Source organism: Faecalicatena faecalis, from assembly GCF_012524165.2.
GTDB lineage: Bacteria > Bacillota > Clostridia > Lachnospirales > Lachnospiraceae > Faecalicatena_A > Faecalicatena_A faecalis.
Genome location: NZ_JABACJ020000044.1, coordinates 1 through 16,514, shown reverse-complemented (window position 1 = coordinate 16,514; position 16,514 = coordinate 1). Strand labels below are relative to the sequence as shown.

The 16,514-nt window shown below is 38.8% G+C and carries 15 protein-coding genes, 1 pseudogene and 1 riboswitch; of the genes and pseudogenes, 13 read left to right on the top strand and 3 right to left on the bottom strand.

Annotated elements, in window-relative coordinates; genetic code table 11:
• Positions 1–194 (top strand): hypothetical protein (locus HGO97_RS23320; RefSeq protein WP_216245631.1); only part of this gene is annotated, 194 nt, incomplete at its 5' end.
• Positions 195–253: 59 nt separating this feature from the next.
• On the opposite strand, the gene HGO97_RS23315 is transcribed toward HGO97_RS23320, so the two are convergent.
• Positions 254–1,417: a hypothetical protein gene (locus HGO97_RS23315; protein WP_216245629.1), complete on the bottom strand. Its 1,164-nt coding sequence runs from the start codon at positions 1,415–1,417 to the stop codon at positions 254–256.
• Positions 1,418–1,665: 248 nt separating this feature from the next.
• On the opposite strand from HGO97_RS23315, the gene HGO97_RS23310 reads away from it, so the two are divergent.
• A complete protein-coding gene (locus HGO97_RS23310) occupies positions 1,666–1,848 on the top strand; it encodes a helix-turn-helix domain-containing protein (RefSeq protein WP_216245627.1) in 183 nt (60 codons plus the stop codon).
• A gap of 185 nt (positions 1,849–2,033) precedes the next feature.
• On the opposite strand, the pseudogene HGO97_RS24485 reads toward HGO97_RS23310, so the two are convergent.
• Both HGO97_RS24485 and HGO97_RS23295 read right to left on the bottom strand, forming a co-directional pair.
• Positions 2,034–2,501: pseudogene (locus tag HGO97_RS24485) on the bottom strand (transposase); the annotation flags it as partial.
• A gap of 376 nt (positions 2,502–2,877) precedes the next feature.
• Entirely contained in the window at positions 2,878–3,870 is a 993-nt protein-coding gene (locus HGO97_RS23295) for a helix-turn-helix transcriptional regulator (protein WP_216245625.1), read from the bottom strand.
• Positions 3,871–3,944: 74 nt separating this feature from the next.
• Positions 3,945–4,118: riboswitch (cobalamin riboswitch) on the top strand.
• A 316-nt stretch (positions 4,119–4,434) separates the two neighbouring features.
• Between HGO97_RS23295 and HGO97_RS23290 the strand changes: the two genes are divergently transcribed.
• From HGO97_RS23290 to HGO97_RS23240, 11 genes are all read left to right on the top strand, one after another.
• On the top strand, positions 4,435–5,364 hold the full coding sequence (locus HGO97_RS23290) for an ABC transporter permease (protein ID WP_216245623.1): 930 nt from the start codon (positions 4,435–4,437) through the stop codon (positions 5,362–5,364).
• A gap of 15 nt (positions 5,365–5,379) precedes the next feature.
• Positions 5,380–6,243, top strand: a complete 864-nt coding sequence (gene nikC, locus HGO97_RS23285; RefSeq protein ID WP_246597748.1) for a nickel transporter permease — start codon at positions 5,380–5,382, stop codon at positions 6,241–6,243.
• Positions 6,224–7,015, top strand: a complete 792-nt coding sequence (locus HGO97_RS23280; RefSeq protein WP_216245615.1) for an ABC transporter ATP-binding protein — start codon at positions 6,224–6,226, stop codon at positions 7,013–7,015. Before nikC ends, HGO97_RS23280 begins: the two co-directional genes overlap by 20 nt.
• Positions 7,016–7,024: 9 nt before the next feature.
• Complete coding sequence (locus HGO97_RS23275) at positions 7,025–7,963, top strand: oligopeptide/dipeptide ABC transporter ATP-binding protein (RefSeq protein WP_216245613.1); 939 nt, start codon at positions 7,025–7,027, stop codon at positions 7,961–7,963.
• Positions 7,964–7,992: 29 nt separating this feature from the next.
• Positions 7,993–9,561: a nickel ABC transporter substrate-binding protein gene (locus HGO97_RS23270; protein ID WP_246597746.1), complete on the top strand. Its 1,569-nt coding sequence runs from the start codon at positions 7,993–7,995 to the stop codon at positions 9,559–9,561.
• Between the two features lie 3 nt (positions 9,562–9,564).
• Positions 9,565–10,317 carry a class I SAM-dependent methyltransferase gene (locus HGO97_RS23265; protein ID WP_216245608.1) on the top strand — a complete coding sequence of 251 codons (753 nt, stop codon included), beginning with the start codon at positions 9,565–9,567 and terminating at the stop codon, positions 10,315–10,317.
• A 1-nt stretch (position 10,318) separates the two neighbouring features.
• Entirely contained in the window at positions 10,319–11,065 is a 747-nt protein-coding gene (locus HGO97_RS23260) for a class I SAM-dependent methyltransferase (protein ID WP_216245605.1), read from the top strand.
• 1 nt (position 11,066) lies between these two features.
• Positions 11,067–12,794 (top strand): ABC transporter ATP-binding protein, encoded by a 1,728-nt coding sequence (locus tag HGO97_RS23255; protein WP_216245603.1) that lies wholly within the window; start codon positions 11,067–11,069, stop codon positions 12,792–12,794.
• Positions 12,787–14,544: an ABC transporter ATP-binding protein gene (locus tag HGO97_RS23250; protein ID WP_216245602.1), complete on the top strand. Its 1,758-nt coding sequence runs from the start codon at positions 12,787–12,789 to the stop codon at positions 14,542–14,544. Before HGO97_RS23255 ends, HGO97_RS23250 begins: the two co-directional genes overlap by 8 nt.
• A gap of 402 nt (positions 14,545–14,946) precedes the next feature.
• Positions 14,947–15,417, top strand: a complete 471-nt coding sequence (locus HGO97_RS23245; RefSeq protein WP_004452793.1) for a hypothetical protein — start codon at positions 14,947–14,949, stop codon at positions 15,415–15,417.
• Between the two features lie 91 nt (positions 15,418–15,508).
• Entirely contained in the window at positions 15,509–16,318 is an 810-nt protein-coding gene (locus tag HGO97_RS23240; RefSeq protein ID WP_004452792.1) for a SprT family zinc-dependent metalloprotease, read from the top strand.
• The last annotated feature ends 196 nt before the right edge of the window (positions 16,319–16,514 follow it).

The following is a 16,514-nucleotide window of genomic DNA, read 5'->3' as shown; positions in this document are numbered from 1 at the left end:
TTCATGGGCAGGCAGATCACCTGCCTGCCCAAACACTAAATGACACAAATATGAGCTGTTTCCTGACAAATAAAAAAGTCAGTTTGGTGACAGTTCATGTGAGCAGTAACAAATACAAAAAAGATACTGATAACAATATCAATGATGAAGAATTGTATAAGATGTATCTCAAGTTGAAAGAAAGATATGAATAGGAAAGAGATAGGCAAGCTGAATTAGGCGTATTTGGTTTGCCTATCTCTTTTTTGATTATTTAGATGTCGGAATCCAGCAATAGTTCATTATTATCACTGGTGATGTATTTTAAGGGATTTGGAAAGAAATCTTCGCCACAATGTTTATAACTCTTTTTGGAAATAGTGATTGGGCACAAGTCAAGTTCATTAAAATAACGCATATGACTTTTAAGATAATTATATTCAAATCCATTTGCGGCGGTATCAAGTCCTCTTTTTTTGGTATTCACAACTTTTAGTATTTCCAACAGTTCTTTTTTTATCTTTTTTCCGTAGCCGCTTTGGTTAATAATGTCTTTCGCATCCTCGTATAAATAGAAGTCACCGGTTCCATACATTGATTTTAATCGTTGACAAAGGGTGGTGAATGGAAGAGTGTTTAAGCCATTTAAAAGATGCGATTCATCACTACCGCAATGCAGTTTCTTTTTATTATTTCGTAGCTGACACCTGTATTCGCGCAATTCTATACGTAATTGCCCGCGTGCATTTGCCAATTCGGGGGCATACTCAGGTGGAATAGTGTCATTCTCAAGATTATTAATTTCCTCAATTAACTGGGGTAATTTTAAATATAGAGATACTTCATAGCTTTTGCAGGTAAGTGTTATGGCGTGGGATTCTGGAACATATCGGTGTTGTGTACTGTTCAGTATTTTTTTTAATTCGAATGGATAAGGAATAAGAGCTTTTTTTAATAAACGCATATATTCTTCTGCGGTTTCCTGCGAGTTCAGCCAGAAATTTAAGCAATAGTCGATTCGCTGAAATTTGCCATGTACTAGCTGGTTTTTGAAAGGTCCGGTTATCTCACATATAGCGTTATCCAGAATATCTGGAAGCTGTGTCAAATAATCTTTGTCGATGATACGGGTACGTAGATTCTTGGTTTCGCCGATCAGGATGCGTGGATTAACAGTGAACTTGATTTTATATACATGGTAGTCTTGGTTTGGAATCATACAATCTACAAATTCGATACGATTAAATCCGAGTGAGTGGAAAGAACGGGTAACGTACTTAGTACATTTTTTCTTTCTGTGTTTCTTAAAATTACAATCTGGTTTTTCTGCCAGATATTGAAAAAGTCCATAATAGGTTTTGTCGCTACATTTATAAAAATAAGTAAACGTATGTACAGACAGTGACTTGTTTAGATGCTTTGGAATAATTGTAGTCATTTTTCGTGTTCTCCGTTAGAGATATTTTTACTCGCATTTTTGATTTTGCAAATTTGTTTTCTCGATGAGATTTTTTGCGATGCGAGATTTTTTCTTCAAAAATAAATGGTATTTGTTCCCCTTATATATACGAAATGTATACCGTTGATGAATATATATCGTATTACGTTACTGTTATACAGAAATAGTTTTTAAAATACATATTTGACGACAAACAATCAAATAAGAATACTATGGGAGGCGATGCTATGTTTGAAACACTACCAGAAGTGCTTACATTAAAGCAGTCACAAGAACTATTACAGATTGGCAGGACAACTATACTTGAAATGATTAAAAGAAATGAATTAAAAGCATTCAAAGTCAGAGGAAGATGGAGAATAAAAAAAGAAGATTTAAGCAGATATGTGTTACAATCGAGTAAAGAATAAATATATTTTGATAAGCGTCTGTCGGTAAATAACATTTTTTAGAACTGACAGCACCAAACAAAAATATCCTGACAGTTACAGGGCTTTCTGGTTCTGCAACTTGTTCAGGATATTCTTATTTTGATAGATACTTTCTATTTTTGGCCGCAAAAAAACTTGTTTGGTTTTTTGTAGCCGCATTTTTTCTAGGCAGTTTTCCCATTAAATTTTCTCAGTTTTTTATATAAAAAACGATGGTATTTATTTATATTTCTGCAAAAGGCATACAGCATGAATTCTTTATATACCTTATCTGCCGAACAGTAGTTAAAACGCCGGAAGTTCTCATTTTCCTTGATAGCTCCAAAATGTCCTTCTGTCTGAATGGAACGTGTCTGACATTTCAGGATTCCGCGTTCGCTCTGGATATTGGCATGGGATCTTTCTTTTAGTTCCTCCCAATGTTCATTGATCTTTATGACTTTGTTCTTTCCGGCATCTTTCTCTGCATCATATTTATACAGACAGCGGGTTTTATGTTCACATCCACTGCAGTCTGAACAGCCATATACCTCAAAGGTCTGTGTATATCCATCCTGATCTTTACTCTCTGTTCGGAGATGTCGCCGTTCACGTTCGTCGTGGCAGATATAGAATTATTCATCTTCAAAGATCCCCGTCTCATGTTGTCAGAAAAATCTAATTCCTTCATTACTTTTTTTCATAGTATAGACTGGATCGTCATCGAGTAAACTCAATTCGAAGAAACTAAAGTTAATTTTCTGTTGACAAAACTCAAAAAAATCGTTGTAATAATCAGTTATTAGAATAGATACATTATAATATGTAATGGAGGGAAAGATGGTTGTCGTTAGCCATCTTTTTTCTTTTTTCAGATAAAATTTCAGTGAGGGTATGACTCGTTGTGAGTCATATCCTTACTGTTTGGGAACTATCTATTTCCCAACAGCCTCTTTTTTAAAATTTTAGTGTAAAAAAACACTATTTATATAAAAAATAAACCATTTTCATAAAAATGAAGATATGGTACTATGATTCTGTCGACTGCGAAAGATTTTTTGCAGATTGGTATTTTTTTCGATACTGATAAGGAGTAATCGAAAAGTTGCGTTTGAACAATTTGATAAAATATGTCAGATCGTGATAGCCCACCAGCTCTGCGATATTCTGAATAGAAAGGTCGCTTTGCTCCAGAAGACTTCGGGTTTGCTGAAGCCGGATTTCTTGAATGACGGTGGTAACAGTGGTACCGTTTTCGTGAAACAGTTTGTAGAGATAAGATTGACTGATATGAAAATGCTCTGCAATTTTTCTGGCGGAGGTCATTGGATAATTATCACAGATATAAGAATAAATCTGATCATAACGCACCAGTCGAAGTGGATTGGAAGGCGAAACAGAGATCTGGCTGAATAACTGCCGCTCCATAAGGGTAAAAAGCGTACCGGATGAATAATAAAGCATATTTTGATGATAAATCTGTTTACGATAGAATTCTTCGTACATTTCAGCCAGCAGAGTATCCAACTTATCTGTGTAGGAGACTGAAAAATAAAGATAATTCCAGTAATGTGATTGATACAGCATATTGGAAAAAAAAAGAAGAAGAGTATTATTCGCCGAGATCAGATCGGAATAGTGACTTCTCAGAGAATCCAGTTTGAAAAAAATATGCAAGATCTGGCAGCCATGATCAGGAGAAAAAGAATGAATCACCTGATGCGGAATCATACAAAAGGAATGTCTGGATAGAAAGACAGATTCCGGTGCGATTGTAAGATCTGTTTTATAAAATTTACAGGTACAGTTCCCTTTAAGAACAAACAGAATATCCACAAAATCCTGCTTACACAGACGATTTTGAAAATCAGGATCCTGCAAAAATACTGCGATTTCTTCATTGCAGCGAAAAACGTCAGATTCTGTGATACAGAGAACAGAATTCTGGCTGCAGCTTTTGGAAATATCAGGAAAAAGCGCAGCATCAGATGCAGTTAAGATAGATTGTAATGTTTGTTTCATAGCATGCCTCCATTATGATGTACTGACAGTCATTATAACAGATGGTGCAGGGAAGATAAAGACCAGAAACTAAAAAACTGAATAGTCATAAAGGTGTACAAAGTACTTAATAAGGAATCTGGTGAAATGCCAGAACAGCCACCGCTACTGTAACAGGGACGAAAACCAAGATATCACTGGAGAAATCCGGGAAGATGGTAAGTAGGATGAACTGGAGTCAGGAGACTTGCCTTTTTGATAGAATAATTCTGATTCGGATGGGATACAGAAAAAATAATAAGTTCTGCCTGAGGTAGAGGTTTATTTTTTGCTGATATGATGTTGAATCATATCAGTTTTTTTTATTTTAATGCTAACTTCCTATTTTTTTCCTACTCACACCCTGTTATTAGCTAAAACAAAAGGTTTTAAAGTTTTTTGCTAAGTAAACATACCTACTCATTTATCCACCAACAAAATTACGAACAACTCAGTATTTATCAGAGTTTTAAGTGTTTGAGTAGGAAAATAATGAGAAGTTAGCATTTAAACACAATAAAAGGATGAAAATGAGGAGGAAGGAAGATGGGAAAAGTAATTGCAAAGCGTTTTGTATTTATGATTCCGGTAGTTTTGGCAGTTACATTTATTATTTTTATGCTGAGTTTTGCATCGGCAGGAGATGCAGCCAGAGTTCTGGCGGAGAAAAAATATGAACATCCGTCACCGGAGCAGGTGGAAGAAGTACGGCATGAGGAAGGGCTGGATCAGCCGATGCTGGTACAATACGGGAAATGGTTAAATCAGGCACTTCATGGTGATTTTGGAAAATCATATTCTACTAGAAAACCGGCTCTTGAGGAATTAAAAAAATATTTTCCGCAGACATTTAAACTGGCAGTTACTTCATTTTTATTGTTGCTGATTGTATCGGTTCCTCTTGGAATTCTGTCAGCAATTTATGAAAACAGGTTTCCTGATAAAATCATTCGCATTTTATCGTCTCTTAGTGTATCCATGCCATCTTTCTGGATTGGTCTGATGTTGCTTTATATATTTGGAGTAAAATTTAAAATAATATCTGTAATCGGAGGAGATGCCGGAGGAATCCCAATTCTTGCAGCATTTGCCATGGATATCAGTTTTTTAGGAATTATGACAAGATTGATCCGTACAAATATGATACAAGTATTGAAGCAGGATTATATACGTGCCAGCAGAGCCAAGGGACTGTCATCTGTAAATGTAATTTTACGTCATGGTTTGAAAAATATTCTGATCCCTGTGATGACACGTTTGGTATCAATTGTGATTGGCTTTTTCTGTGGTTCAGCTGTGATAGAAAGCATTTTTTCAATCCAGGGAATCGGAAATCTTGCATTGAAATCCGTGATCTCAAAAGATACTCCGGTGCTGCAGTGTTTTATCTTTATTCTGGCTGTTGGCATTGTAGTATTAAATTTTCTTGTGGATATCGCCTATTCTGTGATTGACCGGCGAATTCAATTAAAGTAAAGGAGAAGTCATAGAATGGGAAGCAGAAGAGAGCAAAGAACAGAAAAGAGTATGATTCAGAATCTGTATTGGAAACAGGTATTTCAGTCACCAAAAACAAAAATAGGATTGATAGTGGTAATAATTTTTGCTGTGGCAGCTATCTTTGCACCTGTACTGGCACCGCATGATCCGTTGCTTGTGGATGTCTCAATTAAATTAAAGAATCCGTCTGCGGCATATCCTTTAGGTACTGATCAGCTGGGACGATGTATTTTGTCAAGACTTCTCTGGGGCAGCAGGTATTCGCTGAGTTACAGTTTTGCAGTTCTTTTGATAACCGTATGTGTTGGTGTGCCGATTGGATTGTTTTCCGGATATGTAGGTGGAAAAATTGACTCCATAATTATGAGGATCATTGATGTATTTATGGCTATGCCAGTTTTTATTGTGGCACTTGCCATTGCAGGAAGCATGGGAGCCAGCGGTGCTCATCTGATTCTGTCCTTATCGGTTGTATCCTGGGCAGAATATGCAAGACTTGCCCGTGCCTTGACATTTCAGGAAAAAAATAAAAATTATATGACTGCACTAAAAGCCGGCGGCTGTGGCCATGGCAGAATTGTATTCAGGCATGTGTTAAGAAATATCCTGCCATCTGTAATCGCACTGGCAACAATGGAAATAGGTTCAATTATTTTGTCAATTGCTGGTTTTTCCTTTATCGGCCTTGGTGTACAGGCACCGACACCGGAATGGGGGATCATGCTCAGTGACAGCAAGAGTTATATCCAGACTTATCCAAGGTTGATGTTTTATCCGGGTATACTGATTATGATCATTGTTCTGGCATTTAATTATCTAGGGGAGGGTATACAGAATGGAACAGCTAAAAAATGATGTTCTAAAGGTGAAAAGATTACATGTGGAGTTTCAGACCTCTCACGGAATAGTTCATGCAGTTAAAGATGTCAGTCTGGAAATAATGAGAGGAAGGATTCATGCACTGGTAGGAGAAAGCGGAAGTGGCAAGTCAGTTACCTCTCTGACGATCATGAATCTGCTTGCAGGAAACGGCAAGGTGATATCCGGAGATGTAACACTAAACGAAAAGAGCATTCTGAACTTATCAGGAAAAGAAAAGAGACAGTTATACGGAGACAGGATCGGAATGATTTTTCAAGATCCGACAGCTGCTCTTGATCCGCTTTTTACAGTTGAACAATTGCTTCTGGAGGGTCTGAGAAAACATCGCAGAATGAGTAAAAAACAGGCAAGAGAAATTGCGTTGGAAAGTCTGCGGATGATGAATCTGCGTGATCCGGAAGAACTGATGAAGAAAAAACCCTACGAATTATCAGGTGGTATGTGTCAACGAGTTATGATCGCCATTGCCATGTCCATGAAACCGGATTATCTGATTGCAGATGAGCCAACGACGGCATTGGATGTAACCGTGCAGAAGCAGATTTTGGAAGAAATTTATCAGCTATCCAGGAAAGAAAATCTGGGCGTGTTATTTATTACGCATGATCTGGGTGTGGTGGCAGAGATCGCAGATGATGTTTCGATCATGAAAGACGGCGAAATAGTGGAAAACGGAACAGTTGAAGAAATCTTTTATCATCCGCAGCATTCATATACAAAAAAACTGTTGGATGCAGTTTTATAGGGGAAAAGTATGAGTACGTTACTAAAGACAGAACATTTAAAAAAATATTATGGCAAGAAAAAAATTGTGAAGGCAGTGGATGATGTAAGTCTGGAAATCCATGCAGGATCATCCATGGCCCTGATCGGTGAAAGTGGAAGTGGTAAAACTACATTCGGAAAGCTGATCGCCGGCCTGGAGAAACCTACAGATGGAAAATTCTGGTTTCAGGGACAGGAAATGCAGGATTTGTCTGAAAAGCAGTTTCGTCCATATCGCAAGAATCTTCAGATGGTCTTTCAAAGCAGCAGCGGGGTATTTGATCCCGGTTATACCATTGGAGAAAATATTCTGGAAATTTTGAAATTACATGAAAAACTGCAAGAGGGAGAGTATGAAGAACGGGTAAAAGAAGCTTTGATCCAGACGGGTCTGGATACGGATATTCGCAACCGTTATGCTGGACAGATTTCAGGAGGTCAGTGTCAGAGAGCTAATATTGCGAGAGCATTGGTATTAAGACCGGAACTTGTGATCTGTGATGAACCGGTATCCAGTCTGGATTATTCCATACGAAAGCAGATCCTGCATCTGTTAAATGAGCTGCAGGAAAAATATGAGATGACCTATTTACTGATCACTCACGATCTGTCCAATGTTCCATATCTCTGCAAAGAGGTGGCTATTATGTATCAGGGACGCATGGTCGAGTTTATCGATCATACGGACAGCTTAAAGGAGACTGCCGTACATCCTTATACAAAAGATCTGTTTGATTCTATTCCGATAAAAGAACCGAAAATGCGGAGAATAGGATCGCAGGAAAAGAAAATATTTTCAGATACCATTCCGGAACAGGGCTGCCCATATCAGAACCGGTGCAGAAGATGTACAAATATATGCAGAGAGCAGATACCGGAATTGACAGAAATTGAAACAGGACATTTTGCGGCATGTCATATGCTGTAAAATATAAAACAAACAAAGGAGAGGAAGAAATGAAGAAAAGACGTGTAGCAAAACTGATAGCAATGAGCATGGTGGCGGCAACTTTACTGACAGGTGTCAATGTACAGGCAAAAGAGGAAAAAGTAGTTACGGCAATGACATCCATTGATCTGACTCCGGAACTTTGTGACCCTATAAAAAGTGGTCCGGATTTTCGTCTTTATGAAATGATCTATGATCCACTGGTGCGTTATGGAGAAAATGGAGAAATCAAACCGGCATTGGCAGAATCCTGGGATATCAGCAAAGATGGCACAACCTATACGTTTCATTTAAGAAAAGATGTGAAATTCTCAGACGGTACAGTGTTCAATTCAGACAATGTGATGTGGAATTATAACAGATGGGTGGAACAGGATGTGACCGGTAACTTTTCAGCCAAACTGGAAAATGTTACAAAGGTAGATGATTATACTGTAGAATTTAAGTTCGCAGAATCATGCTATACATTGCTGATCGAATTCAGCTATCCAAGACCATTTCGTTTCACCTGTGAAAGTGCACTGGATGAAGACGGAGAATTTTGTCAGGAAGTGGGTACCGGAATGTGGATGATCGACAGTTATGAAAGCGGTCAGGAGGTTGTCCTGGTACCAAATCCTAATTATTACGGTGAGAAACCAAATATTGATAAAGTAGTTCTGAAACAGGTGGTAGACGGTGATTCCAGAGTGATGGCACTTCAGAGTGGAGAGGCAGATCTGAATCTTCAGGATATTCCATCCGAAAGCTTCAGTATTATCCAGGCAGATAAAAATTTATCGACAGAACAGCAGATTTCCACACTTTCCTACTATCTGATCGAAAATTATGATACACCGGCGCTTCAGGATATAAACGTACGTCAGGCACTGAATTATGCAACAAATAAAGAAAGCATTGTAAATGATCTGCTGGATGGTTACGGCAATCCGGCAACTGGACTTATGGCTCCGACAGTTCCTTATGTAACAGAAGAAAACAGCAAGGGCTATCCATATGATCCGGATAAAGCAAAGGAACTGTTAAAGGAAGCAGGATATGAGGATACAGACGGAGATGGTATTGTAGAAAAAGACGGAGAACCACTGAGTCTCAGACTGGTATTCCAGACTGAAGAATATGCTTCCTGGAAGTCACTGTGTGAATACCTGAAATCTGAATATGAGAAGGTTGGTGTGGGTATTGAACTGGTAGAAAAAGAATCTGCAGCTTACTATGATGAGATCTGGAACACCAGAGACTACGATCTGTGTATTTACCGCAGCTATGAAGACTCCTGGATGCCTCATGGTTTCCTGAAATCAATGTTCTATGCGGAAGATGGAGCAAAGGCAGTAAACTGGTACGATGAGGAGCTGAACAAAGATCTCGGAGAAGTATTAAAAACACAGGATGAAGAAAAACGTACGGAATTATACGACAAGATCCTTACACGTATCAATGATCAGGCAGTAACAGTGCCGCTGTATTATCCGAACCGTGATTATATCTATAACAATACAAGACTGACCAATGTAGAGCTTGCACCGACTGCCTATGAGGGCATTAACTGGGCAACACTGGACGTAGTGGAGTAAAAAATGTTTGAAAAAATCGAGAATAAATGGACAGAAGATTCCGGTGATTATGATGATATGATCCAAAAACAATTGAGTAACAAAAGAACGGTATCTCACTGGACAAAAGAATTGAAAAGACTGCTTGGACCTGAGCCCCTTCGTATTTTAGAAGTGGGCTGCGGCCCAGGTTTTATGAGCATTATAGCAGCGCGTCTGGGACATGATGTAAAAGCAATTGATGGTTCATCAGGAATGGTAGAAAAAGCCAGAAGGAATATGCGACAGTATCATCAACAGGTGGAAATCTGTGAGGAAGATGGTGTAACTTTGCCATTGGAACAGGAACAAAGCTATGATGTGATACTTTCCAGAGATGCGGTGTGGACATTATATGATCCGGAAAAAGCTTTCAGACGCTGGAAGACTGTATTAAAACCAGGCGGAAGGATTATTTATTTTGATGGGGACTATCGTACCATCGAACCCACATTAAAAAATAAGATCCATATGAAAATTGCTGATTTTCTTATTTATGTTACAGAAAGAAAAATATATGGATCTGATGTGAAGGAAAACAGCGGAATTTATGAAAAGCTGCCATTTACATCGCAGAAGCGTCCGGAAGCGGACTTTCAGATATTAAAAAAGGTACGTTTTGCCAGGATCCAGATTAGAGAGAACCGCTGGCTAAACAGACCATGGACGATGGATTTCTGGAAATACGGATATCAGGGAAAAAAATTTATTGTAATAGCCACAAAGAAGGAGAAGTGACATGCAAAACGATAAGATCAAAGAGTACTGGGAAGGAGAAGCTGGCATTTACAGCGAAGGGATCAAGGCAGAATTGAAAAGTGAAACAGCAGAAAACTGGAAAAATCTGATTCTGGAGTATGCGCCGGAAAAAGAACATCTGGAAGTACTGGATGTAGGCTGCGGACCGGGATTTTTTGAAATTATGCTGGGAAAAGAAGGACATCATGTGACAGGGATCGATATTACTGAAAATATGATCCATGAAGCAAAGGAAAATGTAAAGGCAGCAGGTTTATCTGCAGATCTGATGACTATGGACTGCCACAATCTGAATTTCCCGGATGAGACATTTGATATGGTTATCTGCAGAAATATCACATGGACGCTGGACGATCCACAGAAGGCTTACAAGGAGTGGCTGCGTGTGCTGAAAAAAGGTGGACGTCTTCTGGTATCGGATGCCTGCTGGTATCAGCATCTTTACGATGAAGAAAAGAAAAAGATTTATGAAGCACATGATGCTGCCATGTGGAAAAAATATGGGAGAGGCATTCATGCTCATGAAGATGTGGAAACAGGGAAAGAACTTAGCAGCAAACTGTTTATGAGTGATAAAAAGCGTCCGGCATGGGATTTGAATTATATGATAGAAATTGGATTTTCCAAAGTGTTTGCACTGACGGATATCAGTGAGATTTCCAGAACATCTATAGAACGAGAGCTGAATAAACTGACACCTCAGTTTTTGGTAGGCGGAGAAAAGTAAGATGAACCAGTTTTTTCGATTAGTATATTTTTTGAAATATGCAAAGAAAGAAACTGCAATCCGAATTTTACTGGGACTGGGCATAGTGGGTGCCCAGTTTTCCCAGACCTGGTTTCTTGCAAAAATGGTTATAGCAGTATGCGGGAAAAGAAATATGAAAGAAATTCTAATATGCTTTCTGGCAGAATTTCTTTCTCTTTTTATCCGAGCAGGTTTGATAAAGTATCAGGAGTATTTTCTGAAAAAATATGCGGCGAAAGTGAAGAATGAGATCCGCAGCCAGATTCTGGATAAGATTATGGTTCTTGGTCCATCCTTTAAGAATGACCAGAGAACAGGCAATCTCCAGTCATTGATTACAGATGGCGTGGAATCGCTAGAAGCTTTTTTGACTCAGTATATACCACAGATTGCGGTGGTTGTTTTTACCACAATATTTATTACCACTTTTATGTGCCGACTGGATCGGACGGTAGGACTTCTGCTCCTTTTTATGTCGGCGGTGACGGTCATAGTACCGCATATATTTATGCCGGCAGTATCAGATGTCATGGTATTGTACTGGAAAGAATATGCACAGTTAAATGCACAGTACATCGATGATATGCAGGGGATGAGTACCTTGAAATCGCTAGGAGCCAGCAAGAAAGAAGGAAAAAGGCTGAAAACCCAGGCCATTGGATTTGCGGCAGAATCCATGAGAAATCTGGGAATATCACTTTCAGATTCTACTTTAATTACGATCTGCATTACAGCAGGAACCAGTATCAGCATCCTGTTGTCTGCCATTCATGTGGCACAGGGAAAGATTCCTTATGCAGTACTGATACAGGTTCTGTTTCTGGCAGGTGAATGTCTGCGACCGATGAATGATTTAAGTATTTACTGGCATAACAGTTATACAGGATTATCCGTTGCTGAAGAATTATTGTATGTTCTGGACTATCCGGTTTCGGAAAAACCAAAAGAGAATTTGCAGAATACAGGGATAGGCAAGAAGCCGGAGATTGTATTGCAAAATCTGTCATTTCAGTATGAAAAGGATGGGGCAGATGTCTTAAAAAATGTGGATATGGTGTTTAAGTCTGGTAAGGTTACTGCAATTGCAGGAAAGTCAGGATCCGGAAAATCCACAATTGTAAATTTACTGCTGGGATTTTATGAAACAGAAAAAAACAGGATTCAGATTGATGGGAAAACGTTGGAAAGCTTCGAACCGGATTATCTGAGAAGCCAGATTTCGGTAGTATTTCAGGATAGTTTTCTGTTTTATGGTACGGTAAAGGATAATATCCGGATGGCCAGACCAGAGGCATCAGATGCGGAGATCATGCAGGCGGCTATGGCAGCGAATGCCCATGAATTTATTGTAAATCTTCCAAATGGGTATGATACATTGGTGGGAGAACGTGGAGCTACTCTTTCCGGAGGAGAAAGACAAAGGATTGCCATTGCCAGAGCAATCTTAAAGAATGCGCCAATTCTGATTCTGGACGAGGCAACTTCCAGTGTGGATTGCAAAAATGAACAGGAAATACAGAATGCGCTGAAAGAAGCGATGAAGGATCGCACAACTTTGGTGATTGCGCATCGTATGACGACAATCGAAGATGCAGATAAGATATACGTTATGCAAAATGGACACGTAGAGGGATGTGGAACGCATGAGGAATTACTGCAGAAAGATCAAATTTATCAGAATCTGGTGAGGGCACAAAGTTATGAATAAAGAAGAACAGAAATTTACAAGACTGAAAAATGTCATACGGCTCTCGAAGAGGCTGAAAAAATATCGTCTGCGTATGGTAGCGGCAATTGCGGCAGGTGTGGGAAATCAGTTATCGATTGTGGCTGCATCTGTGCTTGGGGCATGGACAGTGGGTCTGGCAATTGATGGAAAACTGATGCAGGAACTGAATTATGTGATTGCGGCTACGATAGCAGCAATTATCATCCGGATTGTGTTTTACGCGTTGGAAATGTGGATTTGTCACGATGTGGCATTTAAAGTACTTGCTGATTTTCGAATACAGTTGTTTGATTCTATAGAAAGAGTGTCACCGGCAATTTTGCTGAATATGCGCTCAGGACAGCTTGCATCCACATTAATGGGGGATGTGGAGATCATGGAATGGTTCTTTGCCCATACTTTTGGCAGCGTTCTGGTTGCAGTTATTACACCTGTTATTTTAATGATTATTTTATGGCAGATACTTCCGATTCTGGATCTGGTAATGCTTCTTTTTGCAGTGGCAGCGGTTATCATACCGATATGGATGAAAAAGAAAGCAGATGAACAGGGCAGAGAAGTCCGTGAAGCTCTGGCAGATGCCAATGCGGTAACGTTGGAAGGTGTGCAGGGGTTAAAAGAAATATTGACTCTGAACTATCGAACAGGATACGAGGAAAAGAATAGAGCATACCTGGAACGTATGTATAAAAAACAGTTTTCATACAGCAAACGATTGGGTACAGAAGGAATGTTGCTTCAAATGGTGCTTGGAGTATCTGGCCTTGTGGCGGCGCTGATCGCGGCATGGTATGTAGGAAAAGATGGAATGGCAGCCTCCATGTATACAATTATTGTGGTACTGTCTGCAATGATTCTGGGACCTGTCATTGAGATCTGCAATACAGCAAGAAACTTTGGGTTGATTTTTGCAGCAGCAGACCGGATTTATCGGGTGCTGGAAGCAAAACCGCTGGTACAGGATTCTGGAAATGACATCAATACAAAGGATCTGACACCGGAAATATGTTTTGAAAATGTAAGTTTTCGATACAGAGAGGATCTGGAGGCTGCTGTGGAAGATATTTCATTTCGGATTCAACCGGGAGAACATGTAGCCATTGCAGGGGCATCCGGTGCAGGAAAAACAACCTGTATCCAGCTGCTGCTTCGAAACTGGGATACTGAAAAAGGATGTATTCGTATTGGAGGAAAGGATATACGAGACATATCTTTAAGGAGCCTGAATGAAATGTATGCCACGGTATTACAGGATGTGTATTTATTTCAGATACCGATTTTGGAAAATATTCGTCTCGGAAGAAGCAGTGCAACGGATGAAGAAGTAATGGAGGCAGCAAGGAAAGCATTTGCCCATGAATTTATCACAGAACTTCCGGATGGTTATCAGACGATTGCAGGAGAAGGCGGAGTGAAACTATCCGGTGGTCAGAGACAGAGGATCGCGATAGCGCGGGCATTTCTAAAGGGTTCTCCAATTCTGGTCTTTGATGAGGCAGTATCGAATCTTGACACGGAAAATGAAAGAAAGATCCAGGAATCCATAGAGCAAAGTGCCCAAAACTGTACGGTCGTGATGATTGCACACAGAATGTCTACGATTAAGTCCGCAGATCGGATTATCTGCATGGATCATGGAAAAGTGGCTGAGATGGGAACGTTTGAAGAATTAATGAAGAAAAACGGATATTTAAAAAAGCTGCTGGAAAATAGTGAAGACATGAAATAAAGGGGAACCTTAATAGTTCCCCTCAAGCAAATCCTTTAATGAAATATGAAAAAAGAAATCATGGACCATTGTATCATACTTCTGCCACAGCGGAAGGGTGATGCACTGGTCTTTTCTTTTGCATTCTTATGCATTTGGTAGCTTTAAAAAACCTTATTTACCGATAGCCCCTGTTTTTTATTACACTGCAATGTATTGTAAAAGCACTTGAAGCACTCAGCTCATATGTAACATTGTAAATGAAACAGATAATCCGGCAGGAAATCTGCCGGATTGCACAAAAATGCCAATGACACAAAACTTAGCAGATCTGTGACATGGGAGCCAATCTGATTAGTGACAAACTGAGAAAACAGCAACAGACAAGGTAAGAGAGAGTATTATTGAAAAGGAGTTTATATTATGACAAAAGTAAATACAATGAATACTAAGCTTACACGTGGAGATAAAGCACACAAAAAATTTATAGAAAAACTTGATGTTTTTAAAGACGGTCTGAAGCATGGAATGGATTCGTTAGAAATGATTCATAAGCAGACACTTGATTCGTCTGTGGAGTTTACTAAAGTAGTATCAAAATCTCAGGAAGTAGAACGGACTGCACTTTATGATATTATAAAAAAATGTGAAGATGAAACAAGAAGAAAGGAAGCTTTTGAGCGACTTGCGGAACTTGATCGTATTAAGGAAAAAGAAGTCGACACTCACAATGATTTCCTCAAAAATGAAAGAGAAAAAGCAAATAGAAATATTACAGGTGGTATTCTCTGTCTTGCAGTTGCAGGTGGACTCATATCCAGTAAACAAGTACGACAAATGAGCGGAAAAGCCCTTACTACAATAAGTAAAAATTTACTCCGAACTAAAGAATAAATATTTTATAGTTAAGTCCGGGATAATGTTTTTGAAATAGATGAGGCTCTGTTTGCTTTTGAATAAAAAATAATAAAAGGGAGATACAAATATGGATTCAAACACTATTTTAAGTAATATATTACAAGAAGAAGTACAATACTTTTATAATTGTATACGAGATTATGATGAAAAACGCATTATTGATATTGCTATGGTTGACGATGTTTACGCAAAAGTACTTGAATATGATATGTGTGATGTACAAAAAGAAGCGGTAATGAAGGCTGGTGCTGCACTCAATGATTCAAACGGGACAGTGATTTTTGCACCGTCAAGAGATAAAACAACACTGGTAGTATTATCTAAGAAGGTGTTGCCTCAAAAAGATCTTGACGAAGTGCATGGAACTGTATTACATGAGTTGACCCATGCACACGATTATTACGATTATGCGGATTATTTACAAATTAGTGACTATAATACACTTTTTAATTCACAATACTATAACGCATTTTTCCTATGGACAGAGTTTCATGCTCGGAGAATCGGTTACAAGAGATTTATAGAATACAAATTCAGAAAAGGATGGAAACAGTTTAAAAAGCACAGATATGAGTTTCTTGAAGGAATTAATGCGAATTTTTCGATTTATAGTAGCAAAGGACGATTATACGATCTTATGCAAGCGGCTGGTAGATATTATACGTTTATAGAATTGTGTTCATCACATACTGAAAATTTTAAAGGAGATATCTTAGACGGTAATGTTGAACCGGATTTGCTTAATATATTAAATGAAGTATACTGTTTCTTGGCTGAGAATAGAGAGTTTAAACAGTTTGTAAATAATATTGTAATATTTGACGAGTTATTACATAAAATAGACTCAATGGTCAGTGAGCAAATTGAACAAGTATAAAACATAGAAAGTTAGTATTTTATAAACGAAACTTTAAAAAAAGAACGCTTGTTAGTATATCATTACTGTCTCAATTAATTTGGTGATTGATTATTCCGGGCCTGCGGCCCACCTAGGCCGCAGTTTAGCGCAGTTAGACCGCGCATCAGCTCATTTGATACAATCCGCGTTTCGGCACATGCCGATCGCAGATCAG